Below are 16,695 nucleotides of genomic sequence, written 5' to 3' on the forward strand. Positions count from 1 at the left end.
TCCTTCGTCGAAGAAACGATACGGGACGTGCGAACGGTCAGGCCCAGCCGCCGTCGACGATCACGTCCTGCGCGGTGATCATCCGGCTGTCGTCGGCTGCGAGAAACAGCGCCATCCGCGCGAGGTCGGCGGGCAGCAACTCGGCATCGAGGCACTGGCCGGCCTTGATCGCCGCGCGGCCCGCGTCGTCGAGCCACAGCCGGCGCTGCTTGTCGGTCATCACCCAGCCGGGCACCAGCGAATTCACGCGGATGCCGAACGGGCCGAGGTCGCGCGCGAGCCCGCGCGTGAGCCCCTGCACGGCGGCCTTCGCCATCACGTAGACGGGATAGCCGCCGTTCTTCAGCATCCAGCTGATCGAGCCGAGGTTGATGATCGCGCCGCCGCCCCGCTGCTTCATGTCGTCGATCACCGCCTGCGCGGCGAAGAACTGGTGACGCAGGTTCACCGCAATGCCCGCGTCGAACGATGCGGGCGTCACGTCGCCGATCGCGTGGCGCGTGTCGTTCGCCGCGTTGTTCACGAGCACCGCGATCGCGCCGATGCGCGCGCGGATCGCGTCGATCGCATGGCGCAGCGCGTCGATGTCGGTCAGGTCGCACTGGAGGAACAGCGGCGCATGGCGCACGTGCGCGAGGCTTTCCGCGAGCGCGGCACCGGCCGCCGCGTCGAGGTCGACGAACGCGACGCGCGCGCCCTGCTCGGCGAAGTGTTCGACGAACGCCGCGCCGATGCCGGTCGCGCCGCCCGTGATCAGCACCGCGCGATCCTCGAGGCTCGGGTAGCGGGCATAGCGCGCGTGGCTCGCGGTGTGCGGGTCGGGCGCGGAAGTGTCGATGGTCATGCGGTTCGTCTCCGTAAGAGCGGATCGGGTCAGTCGCGGACGCCGCGGTTCTTCAACTGGTCGAGCAACACGGCCGCGAGCAGGATCGCGCCGCGCACGAGGTACTGGTAGAACGCGTCGATGTTCAGCAGGTTCATCACGTTCTCGACGGTGCCCATGATCAGCACGCCGATCACGACGCCCGAGATCGTCGCGCGTCCGCCCATCAGCGACACGCCGCCGAGCACGCACGCGGAGATCACGTTCAGCTCGAAGCCCTGCGCGGCGTTCGGCTGGCCCGACGTGATGCGCGATGCGAGGATCACGCCCGCGAGCGCCGTCACCGCGCCCTGGATCAGGAAGATGTACACGCGCGTGCGTTCGACGTTGATGCCCGCGAGCCGCGAGGCTTCCGGGTTGCCGCCGATCGCGAGCGTGTTGCGGCCGTATACCGTCTGGTTCAGCAGCACGCCGAACGCGATGAAGCACAGCAGCGTGACCCAGATCGGCAGCGACACGCCGAAGAGCGTGAGCCCGCCGAGCGCGATGAAGGTATCCGACGACACGCCGACCGCCTGCCCCTTCGACACGATGAAGCCGAGCCCGCGCACGATCTCCATCGTCGCGAGCGTCGTGATCAGCGCGTTGATGCGCAGGTACGCGATCACCGCGCCGTTCACGAAGCCGATCGCTGCGCCGGCCGCGACCGCCGCGATGATCGCGACGAACGTGTTGTCGGTCGCGTTCAGCACCATCGCGCACAGCACGCCCGAGAACGCGACGGTCGAGCCGATCGACAGGTCGAAGTCGCGCGATGCGAGACAGAACATCATCGTGCACGCGACCATGCCGATCTGCGAGATCGACAGCGCGAGGCCGAGCATGTTGTCGATCGAGAAGAAGTGATCGACGGTCAGCGACATCGTGATGAACATCACCGCGAAGATCGCGATCAGGCTGTATTCGGTCAGATGCTGCCACCACTTCTGGCGGTCGCTCTGCTGTGGCACCAGCGCGTCGGCCGACGGCTTCACGGCGGCGCTGCCAAGGTTTTCGTTGACTTGCATGATTGAGTCTCCTGCTCCTGCATCGCACGGCCTGCGCCGCGCATGTCCGATTCGATTGTCGTGTCCTGCGTCAGGCCGCCTCGACGGCGCTCGTCTGCGGCAGCGCCAGGCTCAGCACCGCGTGTTCGTTCGCCTGGTCGCGCGGCAGCTCGCCCGCGATCCGGCCCTCGCGCATCACGACGATGCGGTCGGACACGCCGAGCACTTCCGGCAGCTCCGACGACACCATCACGATCGCGCAGCCGCGTTCCGCGAGCCGGTAGATCACGTCGTAGATCTCGTGTTTCGCGCCGACGTCGATCCCGCGCGTCGGCTCGTCGAGGATCACGACCTTCAGGTCGGGCTCCGCGAGCCAGCGCGACAAGATCGCCTTCTGCTGGTTGCCGCCCGACAGGAAGCGGATCTTCTGCCGCCGGTTCGGCGTCTTGATCTTCAGCCGCTGGATGAAACGGTCGGCCGTTTCGCTCTCGGCCTTGCGGTTGATGAAGAGCCCCGCGCGCAGCGAATGGCGGCGGCAGCTGATGTTGATGTTCTCCGCGACCGACGCGATCGCGATGATCCCTTCTTCCTTGCGATCCTCGGGGCACAGCACGATGCCGTGGCGGATCGCGTCGCCGGTGCGCTTCACGTCGATGCGCGCGCCGTCGAGCGTCAGCGCGCCCGCGCGCCGGCGATCCGCGCCGTACACGAGCCGCATCAGCTCGCTGCGCCCCGCGCCCACGAGCCCGAAGAAGCCGACGATCTCGCCCGCGCGCACCGAGAAGCTCGCGGGTTCGCGCAGTGCCGGGCCGTCGATGCCTTCGGCCGCGAAGCGCACGTCGCCGAGCGCACGCGGCGCGTAATGGTAGATATCCGAAATCTCGCGCCCGACCATCTCGGCGACGAGCCGTTCGCGCGGCACGTCGGCGAGCGATTCGTGCGAGGCGATCTTGCGCCCGTCGCGGAAGATCGTGCAGGCGTCGCACAGCCGGTAGATCTCGTCCATCCGGTGCGAGATGTAGATCAGCGCGCGGCCCTGCGCACGCAGGTCGTCGACGAGCTTGAACAGCACTTCGGTCTCGCGATGCGACAGCGAGCTGGTCGGCTCGTCGAGCGCGATCACGCGCGCATTGCGCATCAGCGCCTTGCAGATCTCGACCATCTGCCGCTGCGCGATCGACAGCCGCCCGAGCTTCGCGTCCGGATCGAGATCGACGCCCATCGCGGCGAGCCGCTCGCGCACGAAGCGCTTCGCCTCGCGCTTCCTCACCCAGCCGAACGCATTCGGCAGGCGGCCGAGCAGCAGGTTTTCCGCGACCGTCAGGTCGGGCACGTACTGCAGCTCCTGGTGAATCACCGCGATGCCGGCCGCGATCGACGCGGCCGCACTCGCGAACTGCACGGGCTGGCCGTCGACCAGCACGCTGCCCGCATCGGGCTGGTATTCGCCGCCGAGAATCTTCAGCAGCGTCGACTTGCCCGCGCCGTTCTCGCCCATCAGGCCATGCACCTCGCCCGCATGCACGTCGAACGAGATGCCGTCGAGTGCGCGCACGCCGGGAAAGACCTTGCCGATATTGTCAAAACGCAGTGCCGCTGACACGTCGTCTCCCTACTTCCTGATCGATCGACCGCCGGCCGCCGCCTCGCGGCGGCAGCCGGCGGGCCGCTTACTTCGACGCGAGCCCCATCTCGTCGCGCACCTTCGACACGTTGTCGCGCGTCGCGAGCATGCCGGTCGTCAGCGTCAGCGCCGGCGGCGCCTTGCCCTGCGTGATCCACGTGTACATCAGGTCCGAGGTTTCCTCGCCGTGACGCTTCGGGCTGATGATCACGGTGCCGTAGAAGCCCGTCGGCTGCGGCTTCTTGAACTCGTTCAGCGCCGAATCGGAGCCGCCGATGCCGATGCCGATCATGTTGTCCGCCTTGAAGCCGCGCCCTTCGGCCGCGCGCACCGCGCCGAGCACGGCCTCGTCGTTCAGGCCGTACGCCACCCAGTGCTTGAACTGCGGATTCTTCGTGAGCGCGATGTTCGCCGCGTTGAAGGCATTCTCCGTGTCGGTCTTCGCCTGCGGCGCCGCGATCACGTTCGCCTTCGGGAAGCCGACGGCCACCAGCGCGTCGGTCGCGCCGCTGGTGCGGTCATGCGCGGTCGGCAACTGCTCGTAGGTGATGTCGATCGCGCCGACGTCCTTCATGTCCCAGCCGCGCTTCTTGATCTCGGCCGCGATGCCGTCGCCGACCTGCTTGCCGATGTTGTAGGCGGAAATCCCCATGTGCGGGACCGCCTCGATCGGCTTGCCCGCGCCGTCGACGAGGCGGTCGTCCACCGTCATCATCTTCAGGTTGTGCGACTTCGCCTTCGCGACGATGCCCGGCCCGAGCTTCACGTCGGGCGTGCAGATGATGAAGCCCTGCGCCTTCTGCGCCGACAGGTTGTCGATCGCGCTCATCACCTTCTCGCCGGACGGCGCGCCGATCTTCACGAGCGTGAAGCCCTTCTGCTTCGCGGCGATCTCGGCGAATTTCCACTCGTCCTGGAACCACGGCTCTTCCGGCTGCTTCACGAGGAAGCCGATCTTGACCGGGTCGGCCGCGTGCGCGACCGGGCTGCCCATCACCACCGCGGCCGCGGCCGCCAGCGTTACGAACGTTCTGCGTTTCATCTCCAGTGTCTCCTTGTTTTCATCGAACAGGATGTAGCCGCTTGTTGGTTTCGACGCTGCGTGCGCGCGGCCGTCGCACGTGCGGACTTTCGAATCGTTGCGTCAGTCGTGATACAGCGCCGCGCGCCCGCCATCGACGGTGATGCACGCGGCATTGATAAACGGCGCCTCGTCGGACGCGAGGAACACGGCCGTCATCGCGACCTCCTCCGGCCGGCCGATCCGCTTCATCGGCTGCAGCGCGAGCGTTTCGGCGCGCGCGGCAGCAGGGTCGGGTTGTGCGTCCCACCAGTCGCGCGTGAGCTGCGTCTCGATGTAGCCCGGCGCGATCGCGTTCACGCGCACGTTGCGCGCTGCGTATTCGATGCCGAGCGCGCGGGTGAGGCCCAGCACGCCGTGCTTCGCGACCGGGTACGGAAAGCAGCCCGGAATGATCCTGAACGCGTGCGTCGACGCAATGTTCACGATGCTGCCGCGGCCGCGTTCGACCATCCCCTCCAGCGCCGCGCGGCAACCGTGCCACACGCCGTCGAGGTCGACCGCGAAGCAGCGCCGCCAGTCGTCGTCGGTCATCGTCAGCGGATCGGCAAACACGTTGATGCCCGCGTTGTTCACGAGCACGTCGAGCGGGCCGAACGCCGCCTCGGTCTGTGCCAAAGCAGCACGCACCGACTCCTGCCGCGCGACATCCGCGTGCAGCGGCAGCACGCGCGCGCCGGCAATCTCCTGTGCAATCCCGGCGGCCGTGCGCTGCGCCTGCGGAAAGTCGAGATCGACGAGCGCGACGGCAGCCCCCTCGCGAACGAACGCGCGGGCGATCGCGGCGCCGATGCCCCGGCCCGCGCCCGTCACCATCGCGACCTTGTCCGCGAGGCGGCCCATCATGCGGCTCCGCCGCGCGCCGCGCGCAAGCCGGCCTGGAACGCATGCGCGTTCGCCGCGGTCGCGTCGGCCGACTGGCCGGGGCGATACAGCGCCGAGCCGAGCCCGAAACCGTTCGCGCCGGCATCGAGAAACGGCGCCATGTTGTCGGGCGAGATACCGCCGACCGGAATCAGCGGCACCGCGCGGTCGATCACCGCGCGCCACGCCTTCACGACAGGCACGCCGAGCTGCTCGGCCGGAAACATCTTCAGCACGTCGGCGCCATTCGCGAGCGCCGCAAAGGCTTCGGTCGGCGTCGCCACGCCCGGCGCGCTCGCGAGGCCGCGCTCGCGAGCGCGGCGGATCACGGCCGCGTCGCTGTGCGGCATCACGATCAGCGCGCCGCCCGCATCCTGCACGCGGTCGACATACTCGGCGCGCAGCACGGTGCCCGCGCCGACGATCGCGTCGTCGGGCAGCGCACGCCGCAGCGCGGCAATGCTGTCGAACGGATCGGGCGAGTTGAGCGGCACCTCGACGATCCGGAAGCCGGCTTCATAGAGCGCATGGCCGTGGTCAGCCGCTTCGGCAGGCGTGATCCCGCGCATGATCGCGATCAGCGGGCACGCGTCGAACGCACGCATCAGCGCGGCGTGGGGCGCGTACGGCGCGGGCAGGGTCAGGTCGGACGGCATCGAAAATTCCTCGGCAATCAGTTCATTGGTCGGCACAGACGGGCTCCCCATCCGCACGCACGAGCCCGGCGCGAGACGCGATCCGCCACAGGCCGCGGTCGGTCGCGTGTGCGACGACGCGGGCGGGCGGGTGGCCGAATTCCTGGAGCGCATCGGCGTAGCGCGCGCACAAGCTGTCGTCGCCGATCAGCAGCAGCGGCTGGTCCGCGAGCGCGATGCCTCGCTCCGCGAGCATCGCGTCGAGCGCGTTGAGCTCATGGCCGATCAGCAGCCCGGACAGGTAATCGCCCTGCGCATCGGGCGCGAGCCGGTCAGTCAGGCCGAGCGTGCGCGTGCTGAAGATCGTCGCGAGCAGCCCCGTGTGCTGCGCGCCGCGAGCGACCGAGACGCCGCGCACGAACGCCGCACGATCGGGCGATGCACCGGCGCGCATCGTGCGGCCGAGGATCGTGTGGTCGCGCAGCACCGCGAACAGCTCGCCCGTCATGAAGGTCTGGAAACGCTCGATCAGGCCGTCCCTCACCCATGCCCATTTCGCATGGGTGCCAGGCAAGCCGATCAGTACCCCTGAACGATCGGCGCCAAGCGTGGGATCGCTCGCGAGTGCACCGAATATCTGCGTTTCTTCGCCGCGCATCACGTCGGGCAATTCGCCCGTGGCGATGACGCCCGGCACGATCGAGATCGTCGTGCCGCGCGACGTCGTCACCGTAATGAGGCCCTTGACGAGCGCATCGGCGCCGGCCGGCACCGCGACGTACGGCGCCTCGCGCCAGCCCTGAGCGCTGCCGACCATCCCGGCGGCGAGCACCGGCAGGCCCGGCGTGCGGTCGAGCCAGTCGCCGCACGCTTCCTCGAACACGGCGTCGAACGCGCGCGCGCCGCCGCCCGGCACATGCATGACGCCCGCCGCACGGCTGCGCGTGTCGATGAGCGCGCCGTGCGCGTCGTACAGATAAGCGCGCAGCGACGTCGTGCCCCAGTCGAGCGCGATCAGCGACGGGGTGGCGGTACTGGCATCCGGAACGGGCCGGGTCGAAGTCGTCATCGTTTGATCCTGCGGGTACCCTGCGGCGGGCTCCAGCCCAGTTCCGCGGAAATGGCTCGCGCTTCGCGCTGCACGAGCGGAATCAGTTCGTCCATCCGGTCGTGCGGCATGTACGGAATCGTGCTCGCGACCGACACGGCCGCAACGATCGCGCCCGATGCGTCGCGGATCGGCGCGGCCACGCAGCGGATCGACGCCTCGTTCTCCTCGAGATCGAACGTGTAGCCGCCGGCCGCGTAATGCGCCATGCGCTGCAGGAACGCGCTCGTCTCGGGCCGGTTGTCCGGCTTGAAATTGACGCCGGCAAGCGCCCGCCGCGCGGCCTCGAACAGCGAGCGCCACGTGTCGGGATCGGTGTCGAGCATCATCGCCTTGCCGATGCCGGTCGACGCGAGCGGCATCCGGTGGCCGACGCGCGAGCGCATCTCGAGGCCGCGCGTGCCGGGAATCTTGTCGATGTACAGCACGTCGTCGCCGTCGCGCACGCCGAGATGGATCGTGTCGAGCGTCGCTTCCGCGAGCGCTTCGAGGTGCGGGCGCGCCACCGCGGTGAGCGGCATCTGCTCGAGCGCGATAGTGCCGAGCTCGATCAGCTTCGGGCCGAGCAGGTAGCCGCCCTGCACCTGGCGCAAATAGCGCGCCTGTACGAGGCTGCTGACGAGGCGATGCGTCGTGCTGCGCGTCGTGCCGAGCGCGGCGCCGATCGCACGCATGTCGCGCGCGCCGTTCGCGATCGCCTCGAGGATCGCGAGACCGCGCAGCAACGTCTGCGTACCGGCCTGCTGTGCGGCGAGATCGAGCGGCGTGCTGGTCGCGCCGATGCTGTCGGTCAGCGACGCATCGTCCGGCGTCGCACGCCGGGCGTCGAGGGCAAGGGTATCGGGCATCTTGGTCATGGGGCGGGGCTTCTTCAACGGAATCGGTGAAGCCGTTCGCACGATGCCGGAACTGCGCGCGGCGTCGCGACGAGGCGGCGGTCGATGCACCGAGTAAAGCGCCCGGCGAACTTCATGGAAGGTGTCTCCGTGTGCGTCGGGCGCCGCGCGATGCGTGGGTCCGAAGCTGTCGATGTGCTTCGGATTGTAGGAGCGCACGCACTCGCCTCCAATATTTGAATGCGTTGCCCAGATAATGAGAATTCGGCGCGAATCCGCCACGTATTCGACGTAACGGCGGCTTCATGTGCACGGGGGCGAAACCCGCCGTGCAGCAGGTTCCGCCCCCGTTTGTTCACCGCGCGCCGTGCTTACTGCTGGCTGCTCGTGCTGCGTGCCTGCATGTAGCGCTGGACGTCCGCGAACGACACGCGGCCGTTGCCGCCCGAGTCGATCTGCCGGAAGTGGTTCGCGACATAGCCGAGGCCGGCCGCGCGTGCCTGCGACTCCGTGATCGAACCCGTGTTCTGCGCGTCGGCCGCGCTGAACTGTCGCGCGAGCTTGCCCACCACCTGCGCATGCAGCGCGGCGCCCGTCGTCTGCGTGCCGGCGGTCGGCTTGCGCGCGGCCGGCGGCACATACGGATCGCCGAGCTGCGCCTGGCGCGCGCGCACCGGTGCGGCGGCGTCGCTCGCCTGCGCGAACGCGGATACGGATGCTGCGGCGCCGACACAGGCGAGCGCCGCGGCAACGACGATGAAACGGTTCTTCATATCAGGCTCCAGTCTGGAATGAGGTCGTCGACGGCAGGCGCGGCGCCACCGCGGGCGCGCATCGCCTGCCTGGCGCAGCATCAGTGCGCGGCCGCGTTGTAGAAGGTCACGAGGTCGGCTTTCTCCTGCGGACGCGACGTATCGTCGAGATAGACCATGTGTCCGCCCTGATAGTCCTTGATCGTCAGGTTCGGTTGCGTCCCGAGCCGCGCGAGGTCGAGCTCGGTCTGGTAGAACGGCGTCGCGATGTCGTGATATCCGTTCAGCGACAACACCTTCAGTTGCGGATTCAGCGATAGCGCCGCGGCGAGATCGGGGATCGTGTCCGGCATCGCGAGGCCGTCGTGCGTCCAGTCCCACGTGTTGATCGCATTGCTGCTCACCGAGTAGGCCGACTGCGCGGTGTACTTCAGCTCGTTCGGCAGGTACTTGCCGATCGTGTCGGTGAACGGCTTCGTGATGAACGAGCTCGACGGATCGCCGTCGGCCGCCAGCGGGCTCGATACCGGCACGTTCACGCGCGCGTCGTAGCGACCGATCAGCGTGCCCGGGATCAGCGACAGCTGGAAGCTGTTGTCGAAGAAGGTCGGGATCACGTTGAAGTCCGCATTCCACAGCGACTGCTTCACGCCGGTCGAATTCACCATCGTCGTGACGAGGGTCGGCGGCGGCGGCGTATGGCTCGCCAGGTATGCGTTCACGGCCGGCGCGTAGCTGCCGGCCGTCAGCAGGCGCATCTGGTCCGCATACTGCGGCAGGCTCGACGGGTTCGGGTTGTCGAGCTGGTAGTACGCGCCGACCGTGCCATACGACGGCACGAAACCCGCGCAACTCACCGGGCTCGACCCGTTGTTCGAGTTGCCGATGTAGTCGCTCGCCATGTCGCAGTTCACGTTGTAGTTCAGGATCGACGACTGCAGCACGATGCCGTCGAGTTTCACGCCGGCCGTCTCGAGCAGGTTCGCGAGCACGTCGGTGCGCGGCGTGCCGTACGATTCGCCGAACAGGTATTTCGGCGAGTCGTTGCGCTGGTTCACGGCGATGTAGCGCGTCACGAAATCGCGGAACGCGCCGCCGTCCTGGTCGACGCCCCAGAACGTCTGGTTCGTGTTCGGCGCGATCGCTTCCGAGAAGCCGGTGCCGATTGCATCGACGAACACGAGGTCGGTCGTGTCGAGCAGGCTTTCCTGGTTGTCGACGAACGGGAACGTCGACGTGTTCGCGTTCGGGTCACCCGTCTGGATCCGGCGCGGGCCGAACGAGCCGAGGTGCAGCCACACCGATGCCGAGCCGGGGCCGCCGTTGTACAGGAACGTGACGGGCCGCTTCGCCGCGGGCTGATTGTCGGCCGTATAGGCGACATAGAAGAACGATGCTTCGGGCGCGCCGGTCTGCGGATTGCGCGCGACGAGGTGGCCGGCCGTGGCCGTATAGCGGATCGTCTTGCCGTTGAGGGTGATCTGGTGATGCGTGACGGCGGCCTTTTCAACCGCGGCGGAGGCGTCGAGCGACGCGTTTGCGCTCGACGAATAACTGTTCGGATCGTTGTACGCCTTGTCCACCTGACTGGCGGGATCGGCTGAATTGTCGGCGCTGGCAGCAGTAGACGAAGTCACGTCGTCGTTGCAGGCCGTCAGAATCAGCGAAGAAAACACCACTCCCAACAACAGCTTCGCTTTGCTTGCTGGCATCGTTGCTTTCCTTCTCTCGGATGTTGTTGTGTCGAGCAGCCGGATAAGCCACCCCCCGCCTCGATAGCGGCCGATAAGCCGAGGCGCTGGCCAATATACGCGAGCCCGTCAGCTTTGAAAAATTTTGAAATATTTGGCTGGCGGCCGGTGCGGCGCACACCTTTCAGGAATGCTTCGGTTTGCGAAACGTTGCATTTCACATACCTTTCATCGACTTTCGTGTTTACGCGGGAAGACTAAAAATCCCGGAATTTCGTGCCATATCGGCAAACAAAATCGCACGGCGCCCGGTATTGCTCAGCAAAACGAAATAGATGGATTCGTCTAAAGGATGTGGCACGAAATGCGTATGACACACATGTGCCGCAGTGCACAAACGATCCGCGCGTGGCGCACGGGCGATGAAACCGTCAATGCGACGGCGCGAGCGCGCCGTTCATTGCGATTGCGGCAGCTCGGCCGCGCCCATCCGGCGGGCAATGACTGCCGCACGCTGCGCCTGGTAGGCCGAGCCGCGGTGCGCGTCGAACCAGCGCGGCTTCGGCAGCATCACCGCGAGACGCGCCGATTGCCACGCGCCGAGCCGGCTCGCGGGAATCCTGTAGTAATAGCGGGCGGCCGCTTCGGCGCCGTACACGCCGCGCCCCCACTCGACGGAATTCAGGTAGATCTCGAAGATCCGCTCCTTGTCGAGCACCGTTTCGAGCATCCACGTGATGATGAGCTCCTGCCCCTTGCGGATGTAGCTCTTCTCGCGCGACAGGAACAGGTTGCGCGCGAGTTGCTGCGTGATCGTCGAGCCGCCGGAGACGATCCGGCCGCGCGCCTTGTTCTTCTCCCACGCCTGCAGGATCGCGTCGACGTCGTAGCCGTTGTTGGTCGCGAACGTCGAATCTTCCGACGCGATCAGCGCGCGCTTCAGGTTGCGCGAGATCTGGTCGTACGGCACCCATTGATGCTGGATCTGCGCGGGCGACTTGTCACGCGACAGCCACCACGCGTCGGTGCGCATGAACGCGGTCGAGCCCGGGTTCATGAACGACCACAGCGCGATCTGCGCGAGATAGAACAGCTGCGTCGCGAGCCACGCGCCCGCGAACACCGATCCCGCATAGACGATCCAGCGGGTCGGGCTCACCGTCCGCGTGGGCTGTGTGCCGCTCACCGCCACCACGTGCCGCGCTCCGTTCAGCTTGCCGCAAGCGCCTGGCGCAGCGCGGCCAGCACCGGTGCGCCGTCCGGCCGCACGCCGCGCCAGATGAAGAACGATTCGGCCGCCTGCTCGACGAGCATCCCGAGGCCGTCGGCCGTGCGGGCGCCGAGCGACGCCGCATGCTGCATGAACACCGTCGGCTGCGCGCCGTACATCATGTCGTACGCAAGCGTGCCCGCGCCGAATGCCGCCGCGTCGCACTCCGGCAGCGCGGCATCGAGGCTGCCGGCCGTAGCATTGATCACCACGTCGTACGGCTCCGCGCGCACGACATCGGGGCCGCCGCCCGCGAGCGTGCAGCCCGCGTCGTGCGCGGCCTGCATGAACTGGCCGACGAGCGCTTCGGCCTTGCTCGCGGTGCGATTCACGATCGTGATCGACAGCGGTGCGCGGTCGAGCAGCGGCAGTACGACACCGCGTGCCGCGCCACCCGCGCCGAGCAGCAGGATGCGTGCGCCTGCCAGCGACACGCCGAGATTCGCTTCGATGTCGCGCACGAGGCCGACACCGTCGGTGTTGTCGCCGTGGATGCGGCCGTCGGCGTCGATGCGCAGCGTATTCACGGCACCCGCCGCCGCGGCGCGCGGCGACAACGTGTCGGCAAGCGCATGCGCGTCGAGCTTGAACGGCACCGTCACGTTCGCACCGCGACCGCCTTCGGCGACGAATGCCCGCACGGCCGCCTCGAAACCGTCGACCGGCGCGAGTCGGTGCGTGTATTCGACCAGTTCGCCCGTTTGTGCGGCGAATTGCGCGTGAATGAACGGCGACTTGCTGTGCGCCACCGGATTGCCGAACACCACATAACGGTCGGCGCCGCTCGTCGACGCGACCGCGGTCATGATGCGCGCCCCTCTTCGCCGGCGTCGCCGTTCGCGGCTTCGCCGCCTTCGCCAGCTGCTGCGCCATCCGCTTCCGCCAGTGCTTCGGCTTCGGTTTCGGCCGTCGCGTCTTCGGCGTCGATCAGCGTGTCTTCGCCGCCTTCGGCGTCATCCTCTTCCTCAGCCGCGTCGCCGCTCGTCACGGTCGGCGCGTCGAGCACGTTCAGCAACCGTACCGACGCCTCGATCGTCAACTCGTCGAGCGACATCACGTCGAGCAGCACGCGCGTGCCGCGCGCATGCACGCCGAGCCCCGGCACGTGCAGCAGCAGCGGAATTTCCTCGAGGCGCACGAGGTCGCCCTTCACGACGCTCGCGACGACCTGCTTCTTCTGTTCCTGCGCGAGCCAGCGCAGGCACCAGAAATATTCCATCCGGCGCTGGTAGTCGGCGTAGGCCGTGTAGGTGTCGTCGAAGCCCTGCACGACTGCGTACAGATCGGCGTCCTTCGGCTTGAACGGCGCGGCGAGCTTCGCGGTAACGCCATGCTGCACGCACGCGAGCAATTGCCACTGGTTCACGAGGTCGACGTAGCGGCGCAGCGGCGACGTGCTCCACGCGTACTGCGCCACGCCGAGGCCTTCATGCGGCGCGGCCGTCGTCTGCATCCGCGTGCGCTTCGGGCCCGGCGCGCCGAAGCCGCGCTGCGAGCGGTAGATGCCCGGCACCGTGTGGTCGTGCAGGAACGCGCCCCAGGTCGAGTTCGCGAGGATCGCGAGCTCCGACACGATCAGGTCGAGCGGCGACCCGCGACGGCGCGGCGTGATCGACACGTGCTCGCCGTCGACGTAGAAGTTGTAGTCGGTGTTGCGCTGCACCTCGCGCTTCAGGCCATAGCCCGCGCGCGCGACCTGGCGCTTCTCGAACAGCGCCTGCGCGAGCGGCCACAGCACGGCGATGTCGTCCTTGTGCGGATAGTCGCCGGTGCCGGCCGCGAGCGTCTCTTCGTTGACGAGTTCGTCGAGGTGGTTGTGTCGCAGGTTGCTCTTCACGAACACGAGCTCGGCGCGCGTCTCGTTCGCGACGATCTCCTGCGTTTCGCGGTTGACGATGATGTACAGCGACAGCGCCGGGCGGTAATCGCCCTCTTTCAGCGTGAACACGTCGACGACGTCGTCCGGCAGCATCGTGATCTTGTCGCCCGGCATGTAGACGGTCGACAGGCGCGTGCGCGCGATCGCGTCGACCGGGTCGCCGCGCACGATGCCGAGCGCCGGTGCCGCGATGTGCACGCCGATCCGCACGCGGCCGTCGGCCAGGTGCTCGACCGAGAACGCATCGTCGATTTCGGTCGTCGTGATGTCGTCGATCGAGAACGCCTGAACGTCCGCGCGCGGCAGATCGTCCGGCAGCGCGCCGACCGTGACGGCCGGGAAGCCCGTGCCGTGCGGGAAGAATTCCGCGAGGAAGCGCGCCTCGTGCAGCGCGCGCGGCGACGCGATGCCGCCGCAGTCGAGCATCAGCCGCGCCGGCGACACGCCGCGCGCGGCAGCCGCCGCTTCCATTGCCTTGTATTCGATCGCGTTCTTGTCCGGCCGCGTCAGCAGCCCGAGCACCTTGCCCGCGAACGCGTCCGGCAGCTTGCCGGCCTTCAGTTCCTCTTCATACTGCACCTGGACGAGCGCCTGCTGGCGCTTGCGCTCGAGCGACGCGAGCGCCATCTTGAGTTGCTCTTCCGGCGCGCGCTGGTACTGGCCGCGCCCCTTGCGGCGAAAGTAGACGGGCGAGCCGTGTAGTCGCAACACCAGCGCCGCGCGCTCGACCGGGCCGTACGTCGCGCCGAAGTATTCCGCGGCCAGCGCCGTATACGCGAACTCGTCGGCCGGCGCGCATTCCCACAGGAAATCCAGATCGATCTGCTGCGCGGCCGTGTCGGCCTCCTGCATCAGTTCGCTTGCGGCCGGCTTGTCGAATTCGATCAGCACGTCTTTCGCGCGCACCTTCGCCCGCCGCCCGCCGGGCAACTCGACCTGAAACGCGTCGCCCTGGCGCGACAGCACGCTGCCCGCCTTGAAACTGCCCGATTCCTCGAAGAAAACGTTCACTCAGTACTCTCGTTCAGACTGCCGGGCGCCGCGTCGGCGGCGCCGCATGATGATGGGAATTCGATCGGCACGTGGCCGGTTTAAGACGTCTTTCCGTCGCAAAACGCGAGAACGTCGTCGACATAGTCGGCAAATTCGCTGATCCCGTGATCGCTGCCTTCGATCACGCGCGTTTTCGCGCCCGGGTAATGCGCGAGCATCTCGCGGTAATCGAGCACCTCGTCGCCGGTCGCCGCGAACAGATAGTAGCGTTCGGCACGCGTGATCGCCGGCACGCGCAGCGCATCGAGCTCCTGCAGGTGACGGCGCTCGACGACGATCGTGCCGCCGCCGTGGTACAGCGGCTGTTCACCGAGATGCTGCTCCAGATCGCGTTGCGGCACGATGGCCGGATTCAGCAGCACGGCCTTCCAGCCGTGCTTTTCGGCCAGCCAAGTCGCGTAATAGCCGCCGAGCGAGCTGCCGATGACGGTCACGTCGCGCGCACCGGCCACCTCCGCCTCCGCGACCGCGATCGCCTCGAGCGGCGACACCGACAGCGACGGGCACCGCCACTCGTCGGTGCGGCCGAGTTCGGCCATGCGCGCGGCAAGTAGCCGCGACTTCTGCGATTCCGGCGACGACCGGAAGCCGTGCAGGTACAGGATCACGGGCGGCTCCCGAGCGCGTCGAGCAGCTTCTGGTGCACGCCGCCGAAGCCGCCGTTGCTCATCACGAGCACATGGTCGCCCGGGCGCGCGGCCGCGACGACGGACTTCACCAGCAGGTGCAGATCGTCGAATGCGTGCGCCTTCTCACCCAGCGGCGCCAGGGCCTCGGCCAGATTCCAGCCGAGCGCATCGCGCCCGGTCGGCGCGCCGTAGCCGAACACGAGATCGGCGTCGGCCAGGCTCGCCGGCAATTGCGACTTCATCACGCCGAGCTTCATGGTGTTCGAGCGCGGCTCGAGCACCGCGAGGATGCGGGCATTCTGACGGCCGATGCGTGCACGAAGGCCGGCGATCGTAGTGTCGATCGCGGTCGGATGGTGCGCGAAGTCGTCGTAGACGGTCACGCCGTCCACGCTGCCGCGCACTTCCATCCGGCGCTTCACGTTGCGGAACGACGCGAGGGATTCGGCCGCCTGCGCGGGCGGCACGCCGACATGGCGCGCGGCCGCGATCGCCGCGAGCGCGTTCATCCGGTTGTGATCGCCCTGCACTTGCCACGCGACTTCGCCGACGCGTTCCGCGTGCGAATACACCGCGAAGCGCTCGTCGACCGGCACGCCGTCCTCGGCCGGCAGCGCCTGCCAGCCGCCGTCGACGCCGAAGCGCTCGACCTCGCTCCAGCAGCCGCGCGCCAGCACGCGCTCGAGCGCATCCGAGCGGCCGTTGGTGACGATCCGGCCGACACCGGGCACGGTACGCACGAGATGGTGGAATTGCGTCTCGATCGCGGCGAGATCCGGGAAGATGTCGGCGTGATCGAATTCGAGGTTGTTCAGCACCGCGGTGCGCGGCCGGTAGTGGACGAACTTCGAGCGCTTGTCGAAGAACGCCGTATCGTATTCGTCGGCCTCGATCACGAAGAAGCTCGAATCGGTGAGCCGCGCCGACACGCCGAAGTTCAGCGGCACGCCGCCGATCAGGAAGCCCGGATTCAGGCCCGAGTCTTCCAGCAGCCACGCGAGCATCGACGACGTGGTCGTCTTGCCGTGCGTGCCCGCGACCGCGAGCACCCATTTGCCGGCCAGCACGTGCTCGCCGAGCCATTGCGGGCCCGACACGTACGGCAGGCCGCGATCCAGGATCGCCTCCATCAGCGGATTGCCGCGCGTGACGACGTTGCCGATCACGAACAGGTCCGGGTTCAGGTCGATCTGCTCGGCGCCGTAGCCCTCGATCAGCGTGATGCCCTGCGCCTCGAGCTGCGTGCTCATCGGCGGATAGACGCCCGCGTCGCAACCCGTCACCGTGTGGCCCGCCTCGCGCGCGAGTACGGCGAGACCGCCCATGAAGGTGCCGCAGATGCCAAGAATGTGGATGTGCATAGATGAATGCTTTCGCGCCGCCGGGCGCCGTCGATTCGGAAAG

Annotated in this window: 15 protein-coding genes; all 15 read right to left on the reverse strand. The window is 67.8% G+C overall.

Going from position 1 to position 16,695, the window contains the following annotated elements; all coding sequences use genetic code 11:
- Positions 1 to 37 precede the first annotated feature (37 nt).
- The 15 genes from FFS49_RS15670 to mpl all read right to left on the reverse strand — a co-directional run bounded on the left by FFS49_RS15670 (position 38) and on the right by mpl (position 16,652).
- On the reverse strand, positions 38 to 844 hold the full coding sequence (locus FFS49_RS15670) for an SDR family oxidoreductase (protein ID WP_071333906.1): 807 nt from the start codon (positions 842 to 844) through the stop codon (positions 38 to 40).
- Positions 845 to 873: 29 nt separating this feature from the next.
- Entirely contained in the window at positions 874 to 1,890 is a 1,017-nt protein-coding gene (araH, locus tag FFS49_RS15675) for an L-arabinose ABC transporter permease AraH (protein WP_089439200.1), read from the reverse strand.
- Between the two features lie 70 nt (positions 1,891 to 1,960).
- Positions 1,961 to 3,472: an L-arabinose ABC transporter ATP-binding protein AraG gene (gene araG, locus FFS49_RS15680; RefSeq protein ID WP_105815956.1), complete on the reverse strand. Its 1,512-nt coding sequence runs from the start codon at positions 3,470 to 3,472 to the stop codon at positions 1,961 to 1,963.
- Positions 3,473 to 3,539: 67 nt separating this feature from the next.
- Complete coding sequence (locus FFS49_RS15685; protein ID WP_105815955.1) at positions 3,540 to 4,535, reverse strand: arabinose ABC transporter substrate-binding protein; 996 nt, start codon at positions 4,533 to 4,535, stop codon at positions 3,540 to 3,542.
- 102 nt (positions 4,536 to 4,637) lie between these two features.
- Positions 4,638 to 5,417 (reverse strand): SDR family oxidoreductase, encoded by a 780-nt coding sequence (locus tag FFS49_RS15690; protein ID WP_039353010.1) that lies wholly within the window; start codon positions 5,415 to 5,417, stop codon positions 4,638 to 4,640.
- Positions 5,417 to 6,094 carry a 2-dehydro-3-deoxy-6-phosphogalactonate aldolase gene (locus FFS49_RS15695; protein WP_039353183.1) on the reverse strand — a complete coding sequence of 226 codons (678 nt, stop codon included), beginning with the start codon at positions 6,092 to 6,094 and terminating at the stop codon, positions 5,417 to 5,419. Before FFS49_RS15695 ends, FFS49_RS15690 begins: the two co-directional genes overlap by 1 nt.
- Before the next feature lie 22 nt (positions 6,095 to 6,116).
- Positions 6,117 to 7,142: a 2-dehydro-3-deoxygalactonokinase gene (locus FFS49_RS15700; protein ID WP_039353013.1), complete on the reverse strand. Its 1,026-nt coding sequence runs from the start codon at positions 7,140 to 7,142 to the stop codon at positions 6,117 to 6,119.
- Positions 7,139 to 8,038 (reverse strand): IclR family transcriptional regulator, encoded by a 900-nt coding sequence (locus tag FFS49_RS15705; protein ID WP_011350890.1) that lies wholly within the window; start codon positions 8,036 to 8,038, stop codon positions 7,139 to 7,141. Before FFS49_RS15705 ends, FFS49_RS15700 begins: the two co-directional genes overlap by 4 nt.
- Positions 8,039 to 8,388: 350 nt before the next feature.
- Complete coding sequence (locus FFS49_RS15715; protein WP_105815954.1) at positions 8,389 to 8,790, reverse strand: EF-hand domain-containing protein; 402 nt, start codon at positions 8,788 to 8,790, stop codon at positions 8,389 to 8,391.
- Positions 8,791 to 8,870: 80 nt separating this feature from the next.
- Positions 8,871 to 10,481 carry a peptidase S10 gene (locus FFS49_RS15720; RefSeq protein WP_039353019.1) on the reverse strand — a complete coding sequence of 537 codons (1,611 nt, stop codon included), beginning with the start codon at positions 10,479 to 10,481 and terminating at the stop codon, positions 8,871 to 8,873.
- Positions 10,482 to 10,917: 436 nt separating this feature from the next.
- A complete protein-coding gene (gene mtgA, locus FFS49_RS15725; RefSeq protein WP_105815953.1) occupies positions 10,918 to 11,655 on the reverse strand; it encodes a monofunctional biosynthetic peptidoglycan transglycosylase in 738 nt (245 codons plus the stop codon).
- A 14-nt stretch (positions 11,656 to 11,669) separates the two neighbouring features.
- Positions 11,670 to 12,536, reverse strand: coding sequence for a shikimate dehydrogenase (aroE, locus tag FFS49_RS15730; RefSeq protein WP_105815952.1), 867 nt, complete (start codon positions 12,534 to 12,536; stop codon positions 11,670 to 11,672).
- Positions 12,533 to 14,620, reverse strand: a complete 2,088-nt coding sequence (locus FFS49_RS15735; RefSeq protein WP_071333904.1) for an RNB domain-containing ribonuclease — start codon at positions 14,618 to 14,620, stop codon at positions 12,533 to 12,535. The genes aroE and FFS49_RS15735 overlap by 4 nt, the downstream gene beginning before the upstream one ends.
- 80 nt (positions 14,621 to 14,700) lie before the next feature.
- Positions 14,701 to 15,270: a YqiA/YcfP family alpha/beta fold hydrolase gene (locus tag FFS49_RS15740; RefSeq protein ID WP_071333903.1), complete on the reverse strand. Its 570-nt coding sequence runs from the start codon at positions 15,268 to 15,270 to the stop codon at positions 14,701 to 14,703.
- The gene (mpl, locus tag FFS49_RS15745) at positions 15,267 to 16,652 is read right to left on the reverse strand and encodes a UDP-N-acetylmuramate:L-alanyl-gamma-D-glutamyl-meso-diaminopimelate ligase (RefSeq protein WP_105815951.1); all 1,386 of its coding nucleotides are present in this window, start codon (positions 16,650 to 16,652) and stop codon (positions 15,267 to 15,269) included. Before mpl ends, FFS49_RS15740 begins: the two co-directional genes overlap by 4 nt.
- Positions 16,653 to 16,695 lie beyond the last annotated feature (43 nt).

The organism is Burkholderia sp. 4NA327C6 (genome assembly GCF_005502655.1).
Lineage (GTDB): Bacteria > Pseudomonadota > Gammaproteobacteria > Burkholderiales > Burkholderiaceae > Burkholderia > Burkholderia contaminans.